Raw genomic sequence first — 15,270 nt, forward strand, 5'->3', positions numbered from 1 at the left:
TACACTCTGCCACTCTCATAATGCAAATGCCTCTGCTACTGCCGACTCAGCTTTTTAAATTTCAGTCACCTAAGAGAGCCCTTGTATTCCAAGCTTACAACTTATAAAAGGTGCATTATGCGCACAGATAACAAGCTCAGTGGCATCATAGCGAAGAAACACAGCTTCAGTGTCCCACTGGATTACCAACAAAGCCCCAGTGAACAGATAAACCTCTTTGTGCGTGAACTTTCAAGTGTTGAACACCAAAATAAAGAACTGCCCTATTTGGTTTTCTTTCAAGGGGGCCCAGGGTTTGGCGCCGTTAGGCCTGTTGCCAATACCGGTTGGATAAAGCGCGCCTTAACTCAGTATCGAGTCCTCTTATTAGATCAAAGAGGCACCGGGCTTTCAACTCCTGTGAGCGCTGAGAGTCTGGCTCATTTGACCTCCCAGCAGCAAGCTGAATACCTAAGTCATTTTCGAAGTGATAACATCATTCGTGATGCAGAGCTCATTCGCGCTAAACTCAGCCCTGATAGGCCTTGGAGCATTTTAGGTCAGAGCTTTGGCGGCTTTTGTGTGCTGCGTTATTTAAGTGCCGCCCCACAAGGGCTGAAAGCCGCCTATATCACTGGCGGCATTCCCTCCCTAGAACGCAGTGCCGATGAAGTCTATCAAGCGACCTATCAAAGAGTATTAGCTAAAAATCAGGATTTTTTCAGCCGTTTTAGTGATGCCAGAGAGCTTGCCAACAGGCTTGCCAGTCACATCAGTGAATATGAAGTATTACTCAGTTCAGGGGAGCGCTTAACCGTTGAAATGCTGCAACTGTTAGGTATAAATCTTGGCATGGAACAAGGCCCTGAGGGCGTGTATTACTTGCTGGAACAAGCCTTAATCGACACGGCCCAAGGGGTTAAAGTGAATCCGCTGTTTTTGCATCAGTTTGGTCAATTTTTAGATTACAACACCAACCCGCTGTTCGCCGTGCTGCATGAGTCCATCTATTGTCAAAATAGCGCCTCAAATTGGGCCGCTCATCGAGTGCGTGAACAATATAGTCAGTTTAATTATCACCTCGGCAAAGATTTATTGTTCACAGGTGAAATGGTTTACCCTTGGATGTTCGATCAATTCAGCCAACTTCAGCCCTTAAAAGAAGCCGCCGAATTATTGGCCGCGAAATCAGACTGGCCAGCACTGTATGATCTCGAGCAACTTAAAGCCAATACAGTGCCCGTCAGCGCCGCCATTTACAGCGAAGACATGTTTGTTGAGATGCAGTACAGCTTAGAAACCACTAAAGATGTAGGCAGCCTTAAGTACTGGCTGACGTCAGAATACGAGCACAATGGCATACGCATGGATGGCGAGCGAGTGCTGGATAAGCTCATCGCCCTTAATACGGGGCGAGAGCTGAGATAGGCGACAGATAGCAATGAGGATCTAGGATCTTGCTCCAAGATTCTAGGATCTAGGTTCTAAACCCTAGGGCCTAGGACCTGAATTAACCCACTGTTTTAATATACTTTTTTAATTAACTTAGCAGGGCTAACAAGTCTTCTGCACTTCCCTGCCATGGGCCTTGCTCTTTGTCTGACAAGATGCTGTCCGCAAGGCCCTGCTTATGCTGCTGCATCTCATGGATTTTTTCTTCCACCGTGCCTTGGGCTATCAATTTATAGACAAATACTGGGTTCAGTTGTCCAATTCTGTGGGCTCTGTCTGTGGCTTGGCGTTCGGCGGCTGGGTTCCACCAAGGATCGAAATGGATTACTGTGTCTGCGGTCGTTAAGTTAAGCCCAGTGCCACCCGCTTTTAGGCTGATTAGGAACACAGGCTTACGGCCTTCCTGGAAGTCATCTATCTGTGTTTGCCTTGAGCGAGTCTTACCAGTCAGCAAACTGTAGTCAATATTGAGGCGTTGCAGCTCTTCTTCGATTAGGGATAACATGCCAGTGAACTGACTGAAAATAAGGATTTTACGCCCCTCTTCCACCATTTCAGTTAAGTTTTCCGTAAGCCAGGTAAGCTTGGCGTTACTCTTAACGTTTTGCGCTTGTTCAAGCTTCACCAGACGAGGATCGCAGCAGGCTTGGCGCAATTTAAGCAAGGCGTCTAAAAACTCGATATGACTGCTAGACACGCCTTTTTGGGCGAACAATTCCCGCAGTTTTTTCTCCATCACTAAACGAATACTTTCATACAAGTTACGCTGATCTTTCTCCAAGGTGAGTGAAGAGATAATCTCAGTTTTCTCCGGTAATTCCGCGGCCACTTCTTGCTTAGTACGGCGCAGCATAAAGGGGGAAATTCGCGTAGAAAGCTGAATTAACTTCTCTTTATCCGCTTGTTTTTCTATTGGATTTCTAAATTCTTTTAAAAAGTGCGTATGTTGACCTAAGAGACCTGGCAAACAAAAGTCCATCAAGGATTTGAGCTCGCCTAAGTGGTTTTCAAGGGGGGTACCCGACAGGCACAAGCGAAAACGGCCCCGCAAAGTTTTAACCAACTGAGTCACCTTGGCCTGGGCATTTTTAATCAGCTGAGCTTCATCTAAAATAAGGTGTTCAAAATGGATCTGACTATAGATAAGCTCGTCCCGCAAGATAAGCGGATAGGTGGTGATCACTAAGTCATGCTGCTCAATTTGCGCCAACAAGTCTTTGCGTTTATTACCATGTATCACCAATACCTTAAGGCTTGGGGCAAACTTTTGGGTCTCTTTTAACCAGTTGCCAATCAAGCTAGTTGGACAGATGATAAGGCTGGTTTTAGCCGTTTTGTCGCCGCGCTGTTCTTTCGCCTTTAGTAAAAATGCCAAGGTCTGAATGGTTTTACCTAGGCCCATATCATCGGCCAATATACCGCCAAGCTGATACTCTTTTAAGAAGCATAACCAGTCCAGCCCTTGTTTCTGATAATCCCTTAAGGTGGCATTAAGGCCCGCAGGCAAGCTCACCGACACTATGCCTTTAAACTCACCGAGCTTGGCCGCCAATGCTTGGATCCGCTCGCCATTAAGCAGGCGAATTTCGCTGGCGGTTAATTCATTGAGCAAATGAGCTCGACTGCGAGGCACTTGCAGCTTATCTTCGCCGTGACGGTCAAACAGTTCCTTAATAATGGACACTAAGGGTTTAATGGTTTTGGCTTTGACTTGAATAAAGCCCCCATTAGGGGATGGCAGCAACAGGAACTGCTCATCATCTGGCTCCCCATGTTGTTGCAGCCAGCGTGCCACTAAGGCTAACAAGGGCACACTCTGGCCATCGATATCGGCATTTAACGACAACGAAAACCAGCCATTATCTTCATCGTCATTAAGATCGATATCTAGTTCCGCGGCGACAATATTAAGGTCAAAATCCTCGGCCTCAATCAACTCATAACCTAGCTTAGTTAACGCTTGCTTAGTGCTCGCACTGTCATTGTCTACGGCATCTTGAGTGTTTACAAACTGCGACCAGGCATAGATGGCATCAGGCAAGATGCCCAAAGTAGCAAAACAGTGCAATGTTTCACTGCTTGCGACATCTAAAGGGTTTAGGAAGCTAAACTTGAGCGTCGATAACGCATCGGCGGCGCGGGTTTCGCCCTCCAAATCTCGCTTGACTTGATACTGCACCTTATCTTTTTTAATTAAGCTGATGGCTTCACGCTTTGCCTTACCGCTAAAGCAGATCTCCCCATAGAGAAATTCAAGCCTTAATGCCGGCTGCTTGCCAGCGCCCATGGCATCAGACAATTTGACCATAGTTAAAGTAAGGCGCACCTTCAGCGGGCTATCGACTTCATGAAACTCAATATCGGCAGGCACAGGCACATTGCGCGGCGAGAAATGCTGCAGCATTTTGTGACTAATACTGTCCACTTGAGTCAGTGGCACAGGCGGCATCTGTTGCAGTAATTTAAGCTTGGCTGTGGTGAGTTCAGTGTCTAGTAAACCAATTCGTAAGTAGTCTAAATCCACAAACATGGGCGGCACAGTGGCGATAAATTCCCAGTTTTCCAGTGTTGGCAACTGCATTTGCATTTGGGTGTGTTTTCTATCCAACTCAAGCCAAATAAACTCAGGGGTGATGGCTTGTGTTCGCATGATAGGGAAACGGCTATCTTCCCAGAAACAGGTATCCAGATTGAGCATTTTATTGAGTGCCAGGGCACAAATCTCACCTTCAAGGTAAATTTTAGAGGCATGATGATTAGCCGCCAGCACTGACATCAGTAAGCTGACAATTTGCGCATCTTCCTTGGATATCCACCAAGGAATATGATATTTCACTTCGGTGAGTGCCAGTTTACTGCCTCGATTAAACTGGCCTTTCTTGTTGAGCTTGCTTCTTTTAAGCTCAACAAATACCCCTTGATGATCGCTCGACAACACGAAAATCACGCGGTCCTTTTCTTGCTCGGGCAACTCATCTGCGCTACCTGAAGTGGCTTGTTCATCCAGTTGCATCAACCATTGAGATAAGCGCTGCTCTTCTACTGGCTTTTTATCCACTAAGGTTAATAACGCCGCCGCCACATGTTTACAATTGCTTCTCACGGGACAGGTGCAATGAGCATTCATCAAAATTTTATGATTAATGTTCACTAAGGTGATGTCTTGACGATAAGGCTCTGGGTGACTGCCAGCCACAAAGGATTCAATATTATGATTGTCGCTACTGGCAGTCACATCCAGTACCCGACCTTGGATCACGTAATTCTGTGCTTTTTGTAACACATTGGCAGGGAACAACTTAGCCACTAAGGCTGAGGTCATCTTGATTGGCAGATTAAAAATTTTAGCCGACATGCACACACCCAGAATACAGCGGTAAAACACACACACCGCTTAGGAAAATAAACAACCATACATTCTATGGAATAAGTGCCTAAATGCCTAGGGATAATCTAGTTGTGTGAAAAAATGAGGTTAATAAAATAGCCGCAAGCTAAGGTTGCGGCTTATTAAGTCAATTCAATAAGACTGAAATTACAGCGAATAACGCAGGCCAATGAGCAAGGCATCATCTTCTGACAATTCCATTGCGGCTGCTCTTTGGCCATTAAAATCGCCTAAGTTTTTAGAAAACTCAGCAAACACCACAGTGCTGGTATCAAACAGGTAATGCACGCCGGCGACCATAGATTGGCGCTTAAACACATCTCCTTGGTAAGCCTTGGCATACTCTGCACTGGCTTCGAGTAAGTTATAGGTCAAGATGAAACGAATGCCATTGTCATATTGGTAAGCAATAATGGACTCGACGCCTTTTGATTCTGGGATCATTCGGTTTAGGTTATCGGTATCATGGAACTGGTTCCAATTGAAATTAGCCGCGGCGTAAAAACCGGCCACATCCCACCAACCGTAAGCAAAACCAAAGCCATAGATATAATCTGTTTCATCAAAGCTTGTGCCATCAAAGCGATTGCCTTCCACTTGACCATAGTTGCCACCTAAGGTCATAAGCCATTGATCATTGACTTGATATGTCACCCCAAGACCTGCGGTGTTCGAATAATCAAGGCGACTCACTTCAAGGGGGTCATTCGCTTTATCTAAGGTGATTTTTTCGCTTTTTAGCTGAACTTGCGCCGCAAAAGACACATCCCCTAAGCGATTACGGTATTGCACTATCTTATCACCGCGGCCAGTGCCATTTACCGCACCATCAAACTTGTTATAGGTGTAAGTGCCTGATGCATTACCATCGGTAAAGAAGGCTAAGTTGGTGTAGCACACGACATCGTACCAAGCTCCCCACTGCTTACCCATAGTTAAACTGCCATAATCCGCATGCGAAAGCCCGGCATAACCCAAGCGGTTATAGATGAAGTCATCTTGAGAGGATCCAAAGCTTTCATCGCCGTTGTAAATCACCCGACCTGTGCCCACAGGGTCAACACCCCATTCGAGTTTGGCAAAGGCGTGCCAGTCATTTTTTAACTGGCGCTCGAACGCAAAATTAATTCTCGAAGCGCCGTTTGCGATTTCGCTAACGTCTTGAGTGTCTATTGCACGCACGTCAATCCAGCCGCCAATGTTCACCTTATTGGTATCGTCTTTGTATATCTCAATGGCGACGGCTTGAGACGCCATTAATGCTGAAATGAGTGCTGTTAAATATGCTTGTTTCATTGCGACTGCTCTTTTGCTGACATAAACGTAATTGTTTTTTTATTACGTACTTTAGTTTCATAGGTTCCATTTCAGAGTAGCAAAGCTCAGGATTAGCTGGCAAACGAATACAGTAAACTCATTGAAATAAATAAAACTTAATACAATAAAAACAACCTAATAAAACAAATAAGAACAAATTACCTACTTTTCATTTCCTTTTCAGCTAACAAACAGCAAATTGAAACACAAACCAACATGAAAATTAATTACAGCGCATTATCACTCACTCAAGCCCTTAGGCATAAAAAAGGATCCCAAAAGGATCCTTTCTTATCACAGATGAATAAGGCTTAATTCATCTCTACCGTGATATGTGACACCTTGGGCAAGTGATGAGCCAGCAGTTTTTGATAATGCTCCCTCCTGTTATGATATTGCCCGCTGTGAGAACAAATGGACAAAATAGCCGCATTATGACCTTCACTCAGGGTCCAAAGGTGTAAGTCTTCAACCTTAATATCCGGGTCCTGCTCGATAATATGCTTCAAGGCAGCGACACTAGCTGGAGCTTGGGTTTTATCCAGCAGCACTGTGCTGGTTTGCTTAATTAAGCCTAAGGCCCATTTACTGATGATCACCGCCCCCACAATCCCCATGAGGGCATCCATCCACAGCCAACCAAAGTAACGCCCTGCAAACAAGGCTAAAATCGCCAATACAGAGGTCAAGGTATCGGCGAGCACGTGAAAATATGCCGCCGACAAATTGTGATCTTTGTGTTCATGCCCATGGTGAGAATGTTCATGATGTTCGTGATGTTCGTGATGTTCGTCAGCATGATGGTGATGTTCGTGATGTTCGTGATGTTCGTGATGTTCGTGATGTTCGTGATGTTCGTGATGTTCGTGATGTTCGTCAGCATGATGGTGATGCTCATCGTGCAGTACAAACACAGAAATAACGTTCACACCTAAACCAATAAAGGCCACCACCAAGGCTTCATCAAAGGCGATGCTTTCTGGAGACCATAAACGATGCAAGGACTCTACTATCATCAATAACGCCACGATCAACAGCGCCACTGCACTGGCAAATCCTCCCAAATAATTCACTTTGCCCGTGCCGAAACTGAACAAGCTGTTATGGCTGTGCTTTCTCGCATAGGCGTAGACGAACATGGTGATTGCAAATGCTGCCGCATGGGTGCCCATATGCCAACCATCGGCCAGCAAGGCCATGGAGCCTGACCAAGTGCCAACCCCAATCTCGGCAAACATGGTGACCAAGGTAATAAAAAACACGATTAGCACCTTAGACTCTTTTCCCTTGGTTTCACTAAGGTAATGATGACTGTGCGCAGTAGATGCTGGATTAACTTTACTTGTATTCATAGATATTGAGCTTGATTGAGTGTGTGGATACCATTAAACTATACTATACCCCAGTATAGATAAGATCAATATTCTCATGTCACACATACATAAAGACAATAAAAAAATCCTGACTCGGGTTCGACGCATCAAGGGTCAAGCCGAAGCACTGGAGAAACTGCTTGAAACTCAGCCCGACTGCAGCCAAGTATTGCAGCAAATCGCAGCCATACGCGGCGCCACCAATGGCCTGATGACGCAGGTGCTAGAAAGCCACATCAGGGAACACTTAGGTGATGCATCCATTAGCGAAAGTGAACGCCAGGGCGAAGTGGAACAAGTGATACAAATCCTTAAAAGCTACCTCAAATAAGCCTGAGGCCCTTAAGGATCATTACCGTCATGCTATTGACCCTGTTTCTCTGTGTTCAGCCACAATATGTCTAGCCATAGCAGTAAATCTGCCAGTAGAATACGCCTCTCATTAAGACTCAGGATCCCGTTATGGAGTTAATACTCGCCATCACCTTGTTTGCCTTTTCATCTGGCATAACCCCAGGGCCAAACAACATCATGTTGATGACTTCAGGGGTGAATTTTGGCATCAAGCCTTCATTACCTCATTTAGCTGGTATATGTTTAGGTTTCCCTTGCATGGTTTTAGCCATAGGACTGGGTCTGAGCTCAGTGTTTCAAGCCTACCCGGTATTGCACCTCATCATTAAAGTACTGGGGGTGAGTTATCTGCTGTATTTGTCTTGGTTAATCGCCAGAAGCAGTAACAAGATGGAAGGGAAACAATTGAGCCAACCCTTTAGTTTTATTCAGGCGGCGGCGTTTCAATGGGTGAATCCTAAGGGATGGATCATGGCGGTCGGTGCCATTGCCACCTTTACCGTACAAACGGCGGATATGACACCACAAGTCTTGACCATAGCGACTGTGTTCTTATGTGTCGCCTTTCCTTGCGCCATGGTGTGGCTCACTTTTGGTGTGGCACTCAAGCGATTATTAAAAAACCAGCGTCAACAAAAAATATTCAATATTACCATGGCGTTACTGCTAGTCGCCTCCATCTTGCCTATGATAGGGGCTTGAGTCTTGAATGCTAAACACCCAAATCACCCAGGGCAGAATTTGCCCCAAACAAGCCAATTTTGAGATAAAGGTAATGGATCAACAGCAGCAAGAACATCAACAGATGATAAGCGCCACATCTAACTGGGTTAGCAATGTCATCATGAAATATAACCTCTGCCCTTTTGCTCGCAAAGAAGTTGAACGGGGCAGTATTCGCTATCTAGTGGTAGAAGAAACTAAGCGTAAGCAAGTACTGGCGGCGCTCATTAAAGAATGCCAATTTCTAGATGAAAACCCTGATATGGAAACCAGTTTAGTCATACTTGCGCGGGGTTTTGAAGGGTTTTATGACTACTTAGATCTGCTTGATTCTGCCAATGATGCGCTATTGGATAATGCCTATGAAGGTGTTTATCAGCTGGCAAGCTTTCATCCTGATTATTGCTTTGAAGATGAACCCCAAGACAGTCCGGCAAACTTCACTAATCGCTCTCCCTACCCCACATTGCATATCATTCGAGAGTCCAGCATGGAACAAGCTTTAGCCAGTTATCATGATCCTGAATCGATCCCTCTGCGCAACATGGCTTTTGCCAATAAAAAAGGCAGTGATTTTTTTATTAAACTCTTGAGTGAGTGTCACAAATAGCGCTAAAAATGACAGAGGGCTTGCTTTAACTAAGTAAAGCAAGCCCTGCTTGGTGTGTCATTCACGCTTAGTGATTTGCTGACCTAGTTTATCCCAGCTTCCACCTGATATTTATCTTTCAAGGCTTGAATTTCAGCGCTGCTTGATTTCAAAAATGCGTTAAACTGCTCGACGATATCCGGCCTTTTAATACTTGAAATCGCATAGGCGCTGCGGGTGTGAGGCAAAGAAGCATCGAACACCATCAATTCAGGTTTTTTCATGACTTCCCGCAAATGATACATGGCTACCGCCACGTTGAAATAAGCCCCCTCGACACGGCCACTTTCTACCTGCTTAACAAGTGCATCTAAGTTATTGTTTTCAGTTACCTTAACGCTTCCGGCGCCAATTTTATCTAAGTAATCAAATGGGGTAAAACCCGCTATGGTGCCAAGGCGAAACTTATCCCCAATGCCTTTCCCCTTATTGGCAGGCAATACTAAGGTACCATCAATAAAATTAACCACAGGGTCGCTATAGACGACTTTGTGTGCAGCCTTGGCATCCGATGCCCAGAAGGCATTATCTGGGTACTTAAGGTCCACTTCACCCGCTAAATAAACACTCAAGAGTCTTTTTATTGGGTAGGCTTTGTAACTGACGCTATGGCCATTTTTACTGGCGAACAAATCAATAACGTCGCGAGCAAAACCTTGGTAGTTTCCATTCTCATATTGATATTGAGGATAATACTCTGTGGTCTCAACCCCGATAGTCAATTCATCGGCCATTAAGCCCATAGATGCAAACACAGATCCAAACAAACAGATACAAAATCGAATAGTTTTTAGCATACCAATTCCCTCAATGTATTAGATAACACCAAGTGTAGAAGGTAAAAATCATTCAGCCATAACAAAGGGTTATTTTTTTGAATTTGCAATAATTAAACCCTGTTTAATTCACAAATATGACCCTTAATAATATTGGTTAGGCCATACTTGAAGCACTATGGTTAATAGCAGAATTGACCCTTAGCACCAGTCCTTAACACCTGCCTTTTGAACCATCCATAAGGAGTCATGATGCAAATCCTGGCGCTAAATGCCATCGCAGCCATGTTGCCAACCCGCTCAGAACAAAGCCATAAGGCAAGTTTTGGTCATGTTTTCAATGTGGCAGGTTCCATCAATTATCCTGGCGCTGCATACCTTTCAAGTATCTCAGCCCTGCGCGTAGGGGCGGGTTATGTGACGTTAGCCAGCAGCCTTTTGGTTTGCCAGCGAGTGGCTGCCCAAAGCCCAGATCTGGTGTTCTTGCCTTTGCCAAGCGTCCATGAGGCTGCAAATGATTTTTTGCCCAGCGAAAGCGCGGCGCAGATTTTGTCACAGCTTAAACGAGTGAATACCAAGCTGTGTAGCATGAGCATAGGTTCAGGCCTTGGCAGGATAGCCCAGACAGCAAGAGTGGCAGATGAAGCGCACACTGATAATTATGCTTTTTTCTGTGCCCTCCTCCATGGCCTACAACAAGAAACCCTCCCCATAGTGTTAGATGCCGATGGGCTTAATTTTCTCTCACGTAAACCCTTAACCCTGCCGGAAAACTGCCTACTAACCCCTCACCCCAAGGAATTATCACGCCTGTTAGCGGTCTCAGTCGCCCATATTCAAGCCGATAGAGTGAAATATGCACAGCAAGCAGCCCTGCAATTTAACGCCATAGTGGTACTAAAAGGGGCCAATACTGTAATAACCGATGGAAAGCGCGTGTTTATTAATCCTACCGGCAACAGTGCGTTGGCCAAAGCGGGTACGGGGGATGTGTTAACCGGAATGATAACGGGATTTTGCGCCCAAGGGGTTTCTCCCTTAAATGCAGCGTGTTTAGGGGTCTATTTACATGGTTTAGCTGGGGATATCGCCGCACTAGCGCTTAGCCCTTACAGCATGTTGGCATCTGATTTAATTAACTTTATTCCTAAGGCCCTTATTAGGGTCTTACAGGCTAAATATCAGAATTGATAGCCATGGGCAGCTATCATGCCTGCAAACAGGGCTGCTAGGCTCAAACTCAGTAAAACAAGGTGCATGAGCTGCAATACCTTAAAGGTACGCCGACTGTTTTGTATCGCCTGTGTGTGGAACCAGCGATGTAAAAATAATGGCTCAAGCACAAACAAGACTAAGCTAAACAATGTCCAGACGAAGATCATCAGATGCAGCCACCACTGGCTAGGCTCAAGCAAACGTGACCAAGCATTCATAACATGGAGCATATAAAAACCAGAAGCCCCTGCAACTAAGGTGGACAGCTTAGCTTGAGTGCTAAAGCAGCCCTCTAAGCGCTCAAACTGAGTTAATCTCTGGTCTGCATCGGCATCGCGCCTAAGGGCAGGTATCAGCACTGTCGTCACAAAAGCCACCCCGCCAATCCAAAACACTATGGCTAACACATGCAAGGCTTTAGCAATAATAAAATACTGAAAGTTCAAATGACTTAACCTCAATCAACCGAGAGTGATACCCATTGAATGAGTGAATCATGCACTGTGAAGCTTCACAAGCTTGATATTAAAGACTCTCGACTTAGGTCACAGTTAAAATCAAATAGACATAAAAAAGCAGTCACTAAAAAGTGACTGCTTGGATTGTGCACAGATGAGTATATCCCGTTACGCTTCCTGCTCTAGCATTTCACTGTGATCCTGAAACACTTCTGCTATACGTATGCGGTAGGATTTAAACATCAAAGGAATAATCCCTGATTCAGCCGCAATACTGTGGGCCATCTGGTTGCGCCAATGAGTAATAGAGTCAATATCCTCCCAAAATGACAGACTTAATACTTTGCCATCATCGGTTAAGCTCTGAAAACGCTCAATGGAAATCAAACCTTTACGCCCTTCCAAGTATTTACGCATTTCTTGAGCCACATGCAAGTACTCACTCTTGCCTTCTACTGTGGGGACAACTTCAAATATAACGGCAATCATGGCACTCTCCTGCTAAGGTTTTTTCACATTGATAATTACAAGATTGAATAGACTGATTTAATTAATTTTTAGTCCCTTTGATACTGTATACCAGAGGTAAAGGGTTCTCGCCAACCAACTGGGAAAATCGCTTAGGCTCTCGCTCCTCTAAACCATCGAAACAATCGAAGGGACTGAAGGGAAATTCATTCACCATATCTATCTTGATACCGGCATTGATCAATGCGGTGATCACTCGGCTTAATGGGTGGGACCATGACGCCATGCTGGCTTGTTTGCCATCACAATTCTCTGTATAGGTGCCTTCATCACACACAAAGGGCGCTGGGGCATAAAAATAGCTTTCGCCATCCAATAAATCACGAATGGGATGAAATTCAGCCATATAAAAACAGCCGCCACTTTTCAAACTATCGGCAATCACTTCGGCCCAAGTATCTATGCAAGGTAGCCAGCAAATAGTGCCAAATGAGGTAAACACAATATCAAACTCGGCTTTGGCCTGCTCACCAAAACTGTAGACATCGCTACAAATAAAACACGCATCTAAGTTTAAGGCATGATTTAACTCGCGGGCCTTATTTATGGCAGGCTCTGAAAAATCAACGCCCGTCACCTTGGCACCTAAGCGCGCCCAAGACAAACTGTCTAAGCCAAAGTGGCATTGCAGGTGAAGCATTTTTTTGCCTTTGACTTCAATTTCAGTCAATTCACTCGACTCTATCTCAGTGAGTGAACTCTGGCCTTGCATAAATCCATTTACGTCATAAAACTGCGAGTCAAAGTGGACTTTGGCCCTCTCATCCCATGCCTTCTGATTAAGGCTAAAATAACTGCTGACTGACATTGAAATTACCATCCTTGTTTATTGTTTCGTGCCAATGTTAACACATTGTAAAACAGATAAAAACCGAGCAAAGTGCTCGGTTTATTCAGACCTAGACAGTAATCAGCACAGCTTTGATTACTTACGTTTTAAATTGCCCAACCAATTGAGTGAGATTGCGTTTTTGAGTATCTAATTGCTGTACTGAGCTTTGGGTTTGAGTGGAGAAATCGGCAATCATACGCGACATATCAGCAATGCGATTGATATTGGAATTAAGCTCACCAATCACATTGGATTGCTCCTGTGTTGCCACTGCCACTTGGGTGTTTTGATTAGTAATATTGCCTATGTCCAACACCACTTGCTTTAACGCTTCACTGGCTACGCTGGTTTTTTCAAGCCCTGCAGAGGCAAGCTCAGTATTTTTATGCATGGCAGACACAGTTTCTTTCGATTGAGCCTGCAAATTATCGATAACAGACTTAATCTCTTGAGTGGACTTTTGCGTCCGTGCCGCCAAGGTACGCACTTCATCGGCAACCACGGCAAAACCACGGCCTTGTTCACCGGCCCGAGCCGCTTCAATGGCGGCATTTAATGCCAGCAAATTGGTTTGTTCAGAAATACTGCTGATCACATCCACCACTGAACTAATGGTCAAGGTTTGCGCCGCCAGCTGAGAGATTTTTTCTTGAGTGCTTTCATTACTCACATGTAAGGATTGCATCAATTGATTACACTCAAGCACCCCTTGATTGACTTGGATTATCTTCTGCTGAGTCATCTCAGTGTTTGCGGCCGATTCATTGGCTAAATCACTCACTGACTGTATGCTGTGGGTCATTTGTGTAGCCGCCGCTGCCACAGAATCTGACTCCTGCTGCTGAGCGCTGACGCAGTTATTAATTTCTGAGGACATATGGCGCATATCATTGAACGAGTGGGTCATCTGATCTTCTAATGTCTTGATGTCCACCATGATGGAGCGCACCTTGCTGATGATGGCATTAAATCCTTGGGCTAAGGTGCCCAGTTCATCACGCCTGTCTTGATTAAGCTGATGGGTTAAATCGCCGCCCGCTTTTGCCATTGTCATCAAGCGCTCACCAATTTCTGTGATGGGCAAGGTAATACGGCTGGCAAGATTGACCATGACTAAAATAAAGAAAATCACTATCACTAAGTTTAAGGCGCTGCTTTTAAGCAAGGTGGAACGAATACTGGCCATGGGCTCTTCGCTAGGCAGCACCCCCAAAATCTTCCAGTTAAGCTCAGGGATCCCCACACTCGCCACATAGACATTCTCCCCCTTTAGCTTGGTTTCATTAAAGCTATAACTGGCATCAGGCTTTAACAAGCTATCGGCAATGTCGGTAAAGCCTTTGTTTTGACGAAGTTTTTTGCTCTCTAATTGATTCAATGTAGGATGAATAATGATGTCGCCGGCATCATTAGTAATAAACACATAACCGGTTTCGCCCACCTTATTATTGAGAATGTTTTTGCTTAACTCATTGACGCTATAACCAATGCCGACAACCCCTAAGTCTCTGCCATTGTATTTCACTCTGTAGTTAACATAAGCCGTCAAATCGACACCATTAGCGGCAAAATCGAAGGAGATCTCAAAGGTTTTATTGCCGCTTAAAAAACGGTAAAACCAAGCGTCTTTCTCGTCACTTTGGCTCATGGTTTTGTATACGCCGTTATTGGTCAAATATTGGTTACTGACGTTTGATACCCAATAAACCACACCGGCTTTATTTTCTTTCTGCACATGAGCTAAATAATCAATCACTTGCTGTTGTTGAGCCGCGGGTTCCTGTGCCATAACCCAATCTAAGATGAAAGTGTTTTGGCTCATGGCTTTTGAAAGTTCAATGGGTGTACTGAGCTGATAGCGGATTTGCGCTTCAATTTTTGCAAGCTGATTAGGCAGAAGTTCCTCTTCAATGCTTTTCTCTGCAGAAGCAAAAAATAGCGACCGATTGAGAAGCGTAGTGGATGCCGCTAAAAAGATTAACGCAAAGCTAATAATTAAAATTAATAAATGGCGGATTTTAAAATTTTGAAAATTCAACGTCATCTCACTCACCACACTCGAATTCAAGGTAATTTGAGTTTAGCAGAGCTTTTATACGCTGCAGGGAATCTTAAGTGTTCAGATTAAAAAGCGATTTTCAAAAACTGACCCAGTGGCTACCTAGGTTCATAGAGGTCTTACTATTATACAATTCTATTAGTTTTGCAGCGTAAGTATAGATATTA

General features: G+C 44.6%; 13 protein-coding genes. 5 read left to right on the forward strand and 8 right to left on the reverse strand.

Going from position 1 to position 15,270, the window contains the following annotated elements; genetic code table 11:
- Positions 1–117: 117 nt before the first annotated feature.
- Complete coding sequence (locus SDEN_RS11565) at positions 118–1,407, forward strand: alpha/beta fold hydrolase (RefSeq protein ID WP_011496660.1); 1,290 nt, start codon at positions 118–120, stop codon at positions 1,405–1,407.
- A gap of 112 nt (positions 1,408–1,519) precedes the next feature.
- On the opposite strand, the gene SDEN_RS11570 is transcribed toward SDEN_RS11565, so the two are convergent.
- The 3 genes from SDEN_RS11570 to SDEN_RS11580 form a co-directional block, all read right to left on the reverse strand.
- Positions 1,520–4,786: a DEAD/DEAH box helicase gene (locus SDEN_RS11570; protein ID WP_011496661.1), complete on the reverse strand. Its 3,267-nt coding sequence runs from the start codon at positions 4,784–4,786 to the stop codon at positions 1,520–1,522.
- A 180-nt stretch (positions 4,787–4,966) separates the two neighbouring features.
- The gene (locus SDEN_RS11575; RefSeq protein ID WP_011496662.1) at positions 4,967–6,115 is read right to left on the reverse strand and encodes a porin; all 1,149 of its coding nucleotides are present in this window, start codon (positions 6,113–6,115) and stop codon (positions 4,967–4,969) included.
- A 332-nt stretch (positions 6,116–6,447) separates the two neighbouring features.
- The gene (locus SDEN_RS11580; RefSeq protein WP_011496663.1) at positions 6,448–7,488 is read right to left on the reverse strand and encodes a cation diffusion facilitator family transporter; all 1,041 of its coding nucleotides are present in this window, start codon (positions 7,486–7,488) and stop codon (positions 6,448–6,450) included.
- Between the two features lie 76 nt (positions 7,489–7,564).
- Here SDEN_RS11580 and SDEN_RS11585 point away from each other — a divergent pair, with 76 nt between their 5' ends.
- From SDEN_RS11585 to SDEN_RS11595, 3 genes are all read left to right on the forward strand, one after another.
- Entirely contained in the window at positions 7,565–7,840 is a 276-nt protein-coding gene (locus SDEN_RS11585; RefSeq protein ID WP_011496664.1) for a metal/formaldehyde-sensitive transcriptional repressor, read from the forward strand.
- 131 nt (positions 7,841–7,971) lie between these two features.
- Positions 7,972–8,565, forward strand: a complete 594-nt coding sequence (locus SDEN_RS11590) for a LysE family translocator (RefSeq protein WP_011496665.1) — start codon at positions 7,972–7,974, stop codon at positions 8,563–8,565.
- Between the two features lie 73 nt (positions 8,566–8,638).
- Positions 8,639–9,196, forward strand: coding sequence for a DUF1415 domain-containing protein (locus SDEN_RS11595; protein WP_041406287.1), 558 nt, complete (start codon positions 8,639–8,641; stop codon positions 9,194–9,196).
- A gap of 83 nt (positions 9,197–9,279) precedes the next feature.
- Here the strand turns inward: SDEN_RS11595 and SDEN_RS11600 are convergent, their stop codons facing one another.
- On the reverse strand, positions 9,280–10,032 hold the full coding sequence (locus SDEN_RS11600) for a substrate-binding periplasmic protein (RefSeq protein WP_011496667.1): 753 nt from the start codon (positions 10,030–10,032) through the stop codon (positions 9,280–9,282).
- 228 nt (positions 10,033–10,260) lie between these two features.
- Between SDEN_RS11600 and SDEN_RS11605 the strand changes: the two genes are divergently transcribed.
- Positions 10,261–11,202, forward strand: a complete 942-nt coding sequence (locus SDEN_RS11605; protein WP_232279889.1) for an NAD(P)H-hydrate dehydratase — start codon at positions 10,261–10,263, stop codon at positions 11,200–11,202.
- Here SDEN_RS11605 and SDEN_RS11610 read toward each other — a convergent pair.
- From SDEN_RS11610 to SDEN_RS11625, 4 genes are all read right to left on the reverse strand, one after another.
- Complete coding sequence (locus tag SDEN_RS11610) at positions 11,193–11,672, reverse strand: hypothetical protein (protein ID WP_011496669.1); 480 nt, start codon at positions 11,670–11,672, stop codon at positions 11,193–11,195. The genes SDEN_RS11605 and SDEN_RS11610 overlap by 10 nt on opposite strands.
- 180 nt (positions 11,673–11,852) lie before the next feature.
- The gene (locus tag SDEN_RS11615) at positions 11,853–12,173 is read right to left on the reverse strand and encodes an antibiotic biosynthesis monooxygenase family protein (RefSeq protein ID WP_011496670.1); all 321 of its coding nucleotides are present in this window, start codon (positions 12,171–12,173) and stop codon (positions 11,853–11,855) included.
- 61 nt (positions 12,174–12,234) lie between these two features.
- On the reverse strand, positions 12,235–13,020 hold the full coding sequence (locus tag SDEN_RS11620; protein WP_011496671.1) for a class I SAM-dependent methyltransferase: 786 nt from the start codon (positions 13,018–13,020) through the stop codon (positions 12,235–12,237).
- 121 nt (positions 13,021–13,141) lie between these two features.
- Positions 13,142–15,088, reverse strand: a complete 1,947-nt coding sequence (locus tag SDEN_RS11625; RefSeq protein WP_011496672.1) for a methyl-accepting chemotaxis protein — start codon at positions 15,086–15,088, stop codon at positions 13,142–13,144.
- Positions 15,089–15,270 lie beyond the last annotated feature (182 nt).

It is taken from the genome of Shewanella denitrificans OS217 (genome assembly GCF_000013765.1).
In the GTDB taxonomy this organism is placed as follows: domain Bacteria; phylum Pseudomonadota; class Gammaproteobacteria; order Enterobacterales; family Shewanellaceae; genus Shewanella; species Shewanella denitrificans.

Excerpts from the sequence above, each read along its gene's own strand:
- SDEN_RS11565 (WP_011496660.1), top strand. The coding sequence starts at position 118 with ATGCGCACAGATAACAAGCTCAGTGGCATCATAGCGAAGAAACACAGC.
- SDEN_RS11570 (WP_011496661.1), bottom strand. The coding sequence starts at position 4,786 with ATGTCGGCTAAAATTTTTAATCTGCCAATCAAGATGACCTCAGCCTTA.
- SDEN_RS11575 (WP_011496662.1), bottom strand. The coding sequence starts at position 6,115 with ATGAAACAAGCATATTTAACAGCACTCATTTCAGCATTAATGGCGTCT.
- SDEN_RS11580 (WP_011496663.1), bottom strand. The coding sequence starts at position 7,488 with ATGAATACAAGTAAAGTTAATCCAGCATCTACTGCGCACAGTCATCAT.
- SDEN_RS11585 (WP_011496664.1), top strand. The coding sequence starts at position 7,565 with ATGTCACACATACATAAAGACAATAAAAAAATCCTGACTCGGGTTCGA.
- SDEN_RS11590 (WP_011496665.1), top strand. The coding sequence starts at position 7,972 with ATGGAGTTAATACTCGCCATCACCTTGTTTGCCTTTTCATCTGGCATA.
- SDEN_RS11595 (WP_041406287.1), top strand. The coding sequence starts at position 8,639 with ATGGATCAACAGCAGCAAGAACATCAACAGATGATAAGCGCCACATCT.
- SDEN_RS11600 (WP_011496667.1), bottom strand. The coding sequence starts at position 10,032 with ATGCTAAAAACTATTCGATTTTGTATCTGTTTGTTTGGATCTGTGTTT.
- SDEN_RS11605 (WP_232279889.1), top strand. The coding sequence starts at position 10,261 with ATGATGCAAATCCTGGCGCTAAATGCCATCGCAGCCATGTTGCCAACC.
- SDEN_RS11615 (WP_011496670.1), bottom strand. The coding sequence starts at position 12,173 with ATGATTGCCGTTATATTTGAAGTTGTCCCCACAGTAGAAGGCAAGAGT.
- SDEN_RS11620 (WP_011496671.1), bottom strand. The coding sequence starts at position 13,020 with ATGTCAGTCAGCAGTTATTTTAGCCTTAATCAGAAGGCATGGGATGAG.
- SDEN_RS11625 (WP_011496672.1), bottom strand. The coding sequence starts at position 15,088 with ATGACGTTGAATTTTCAAAATTTTAAAATCCGCCATTTATTAATTTTA.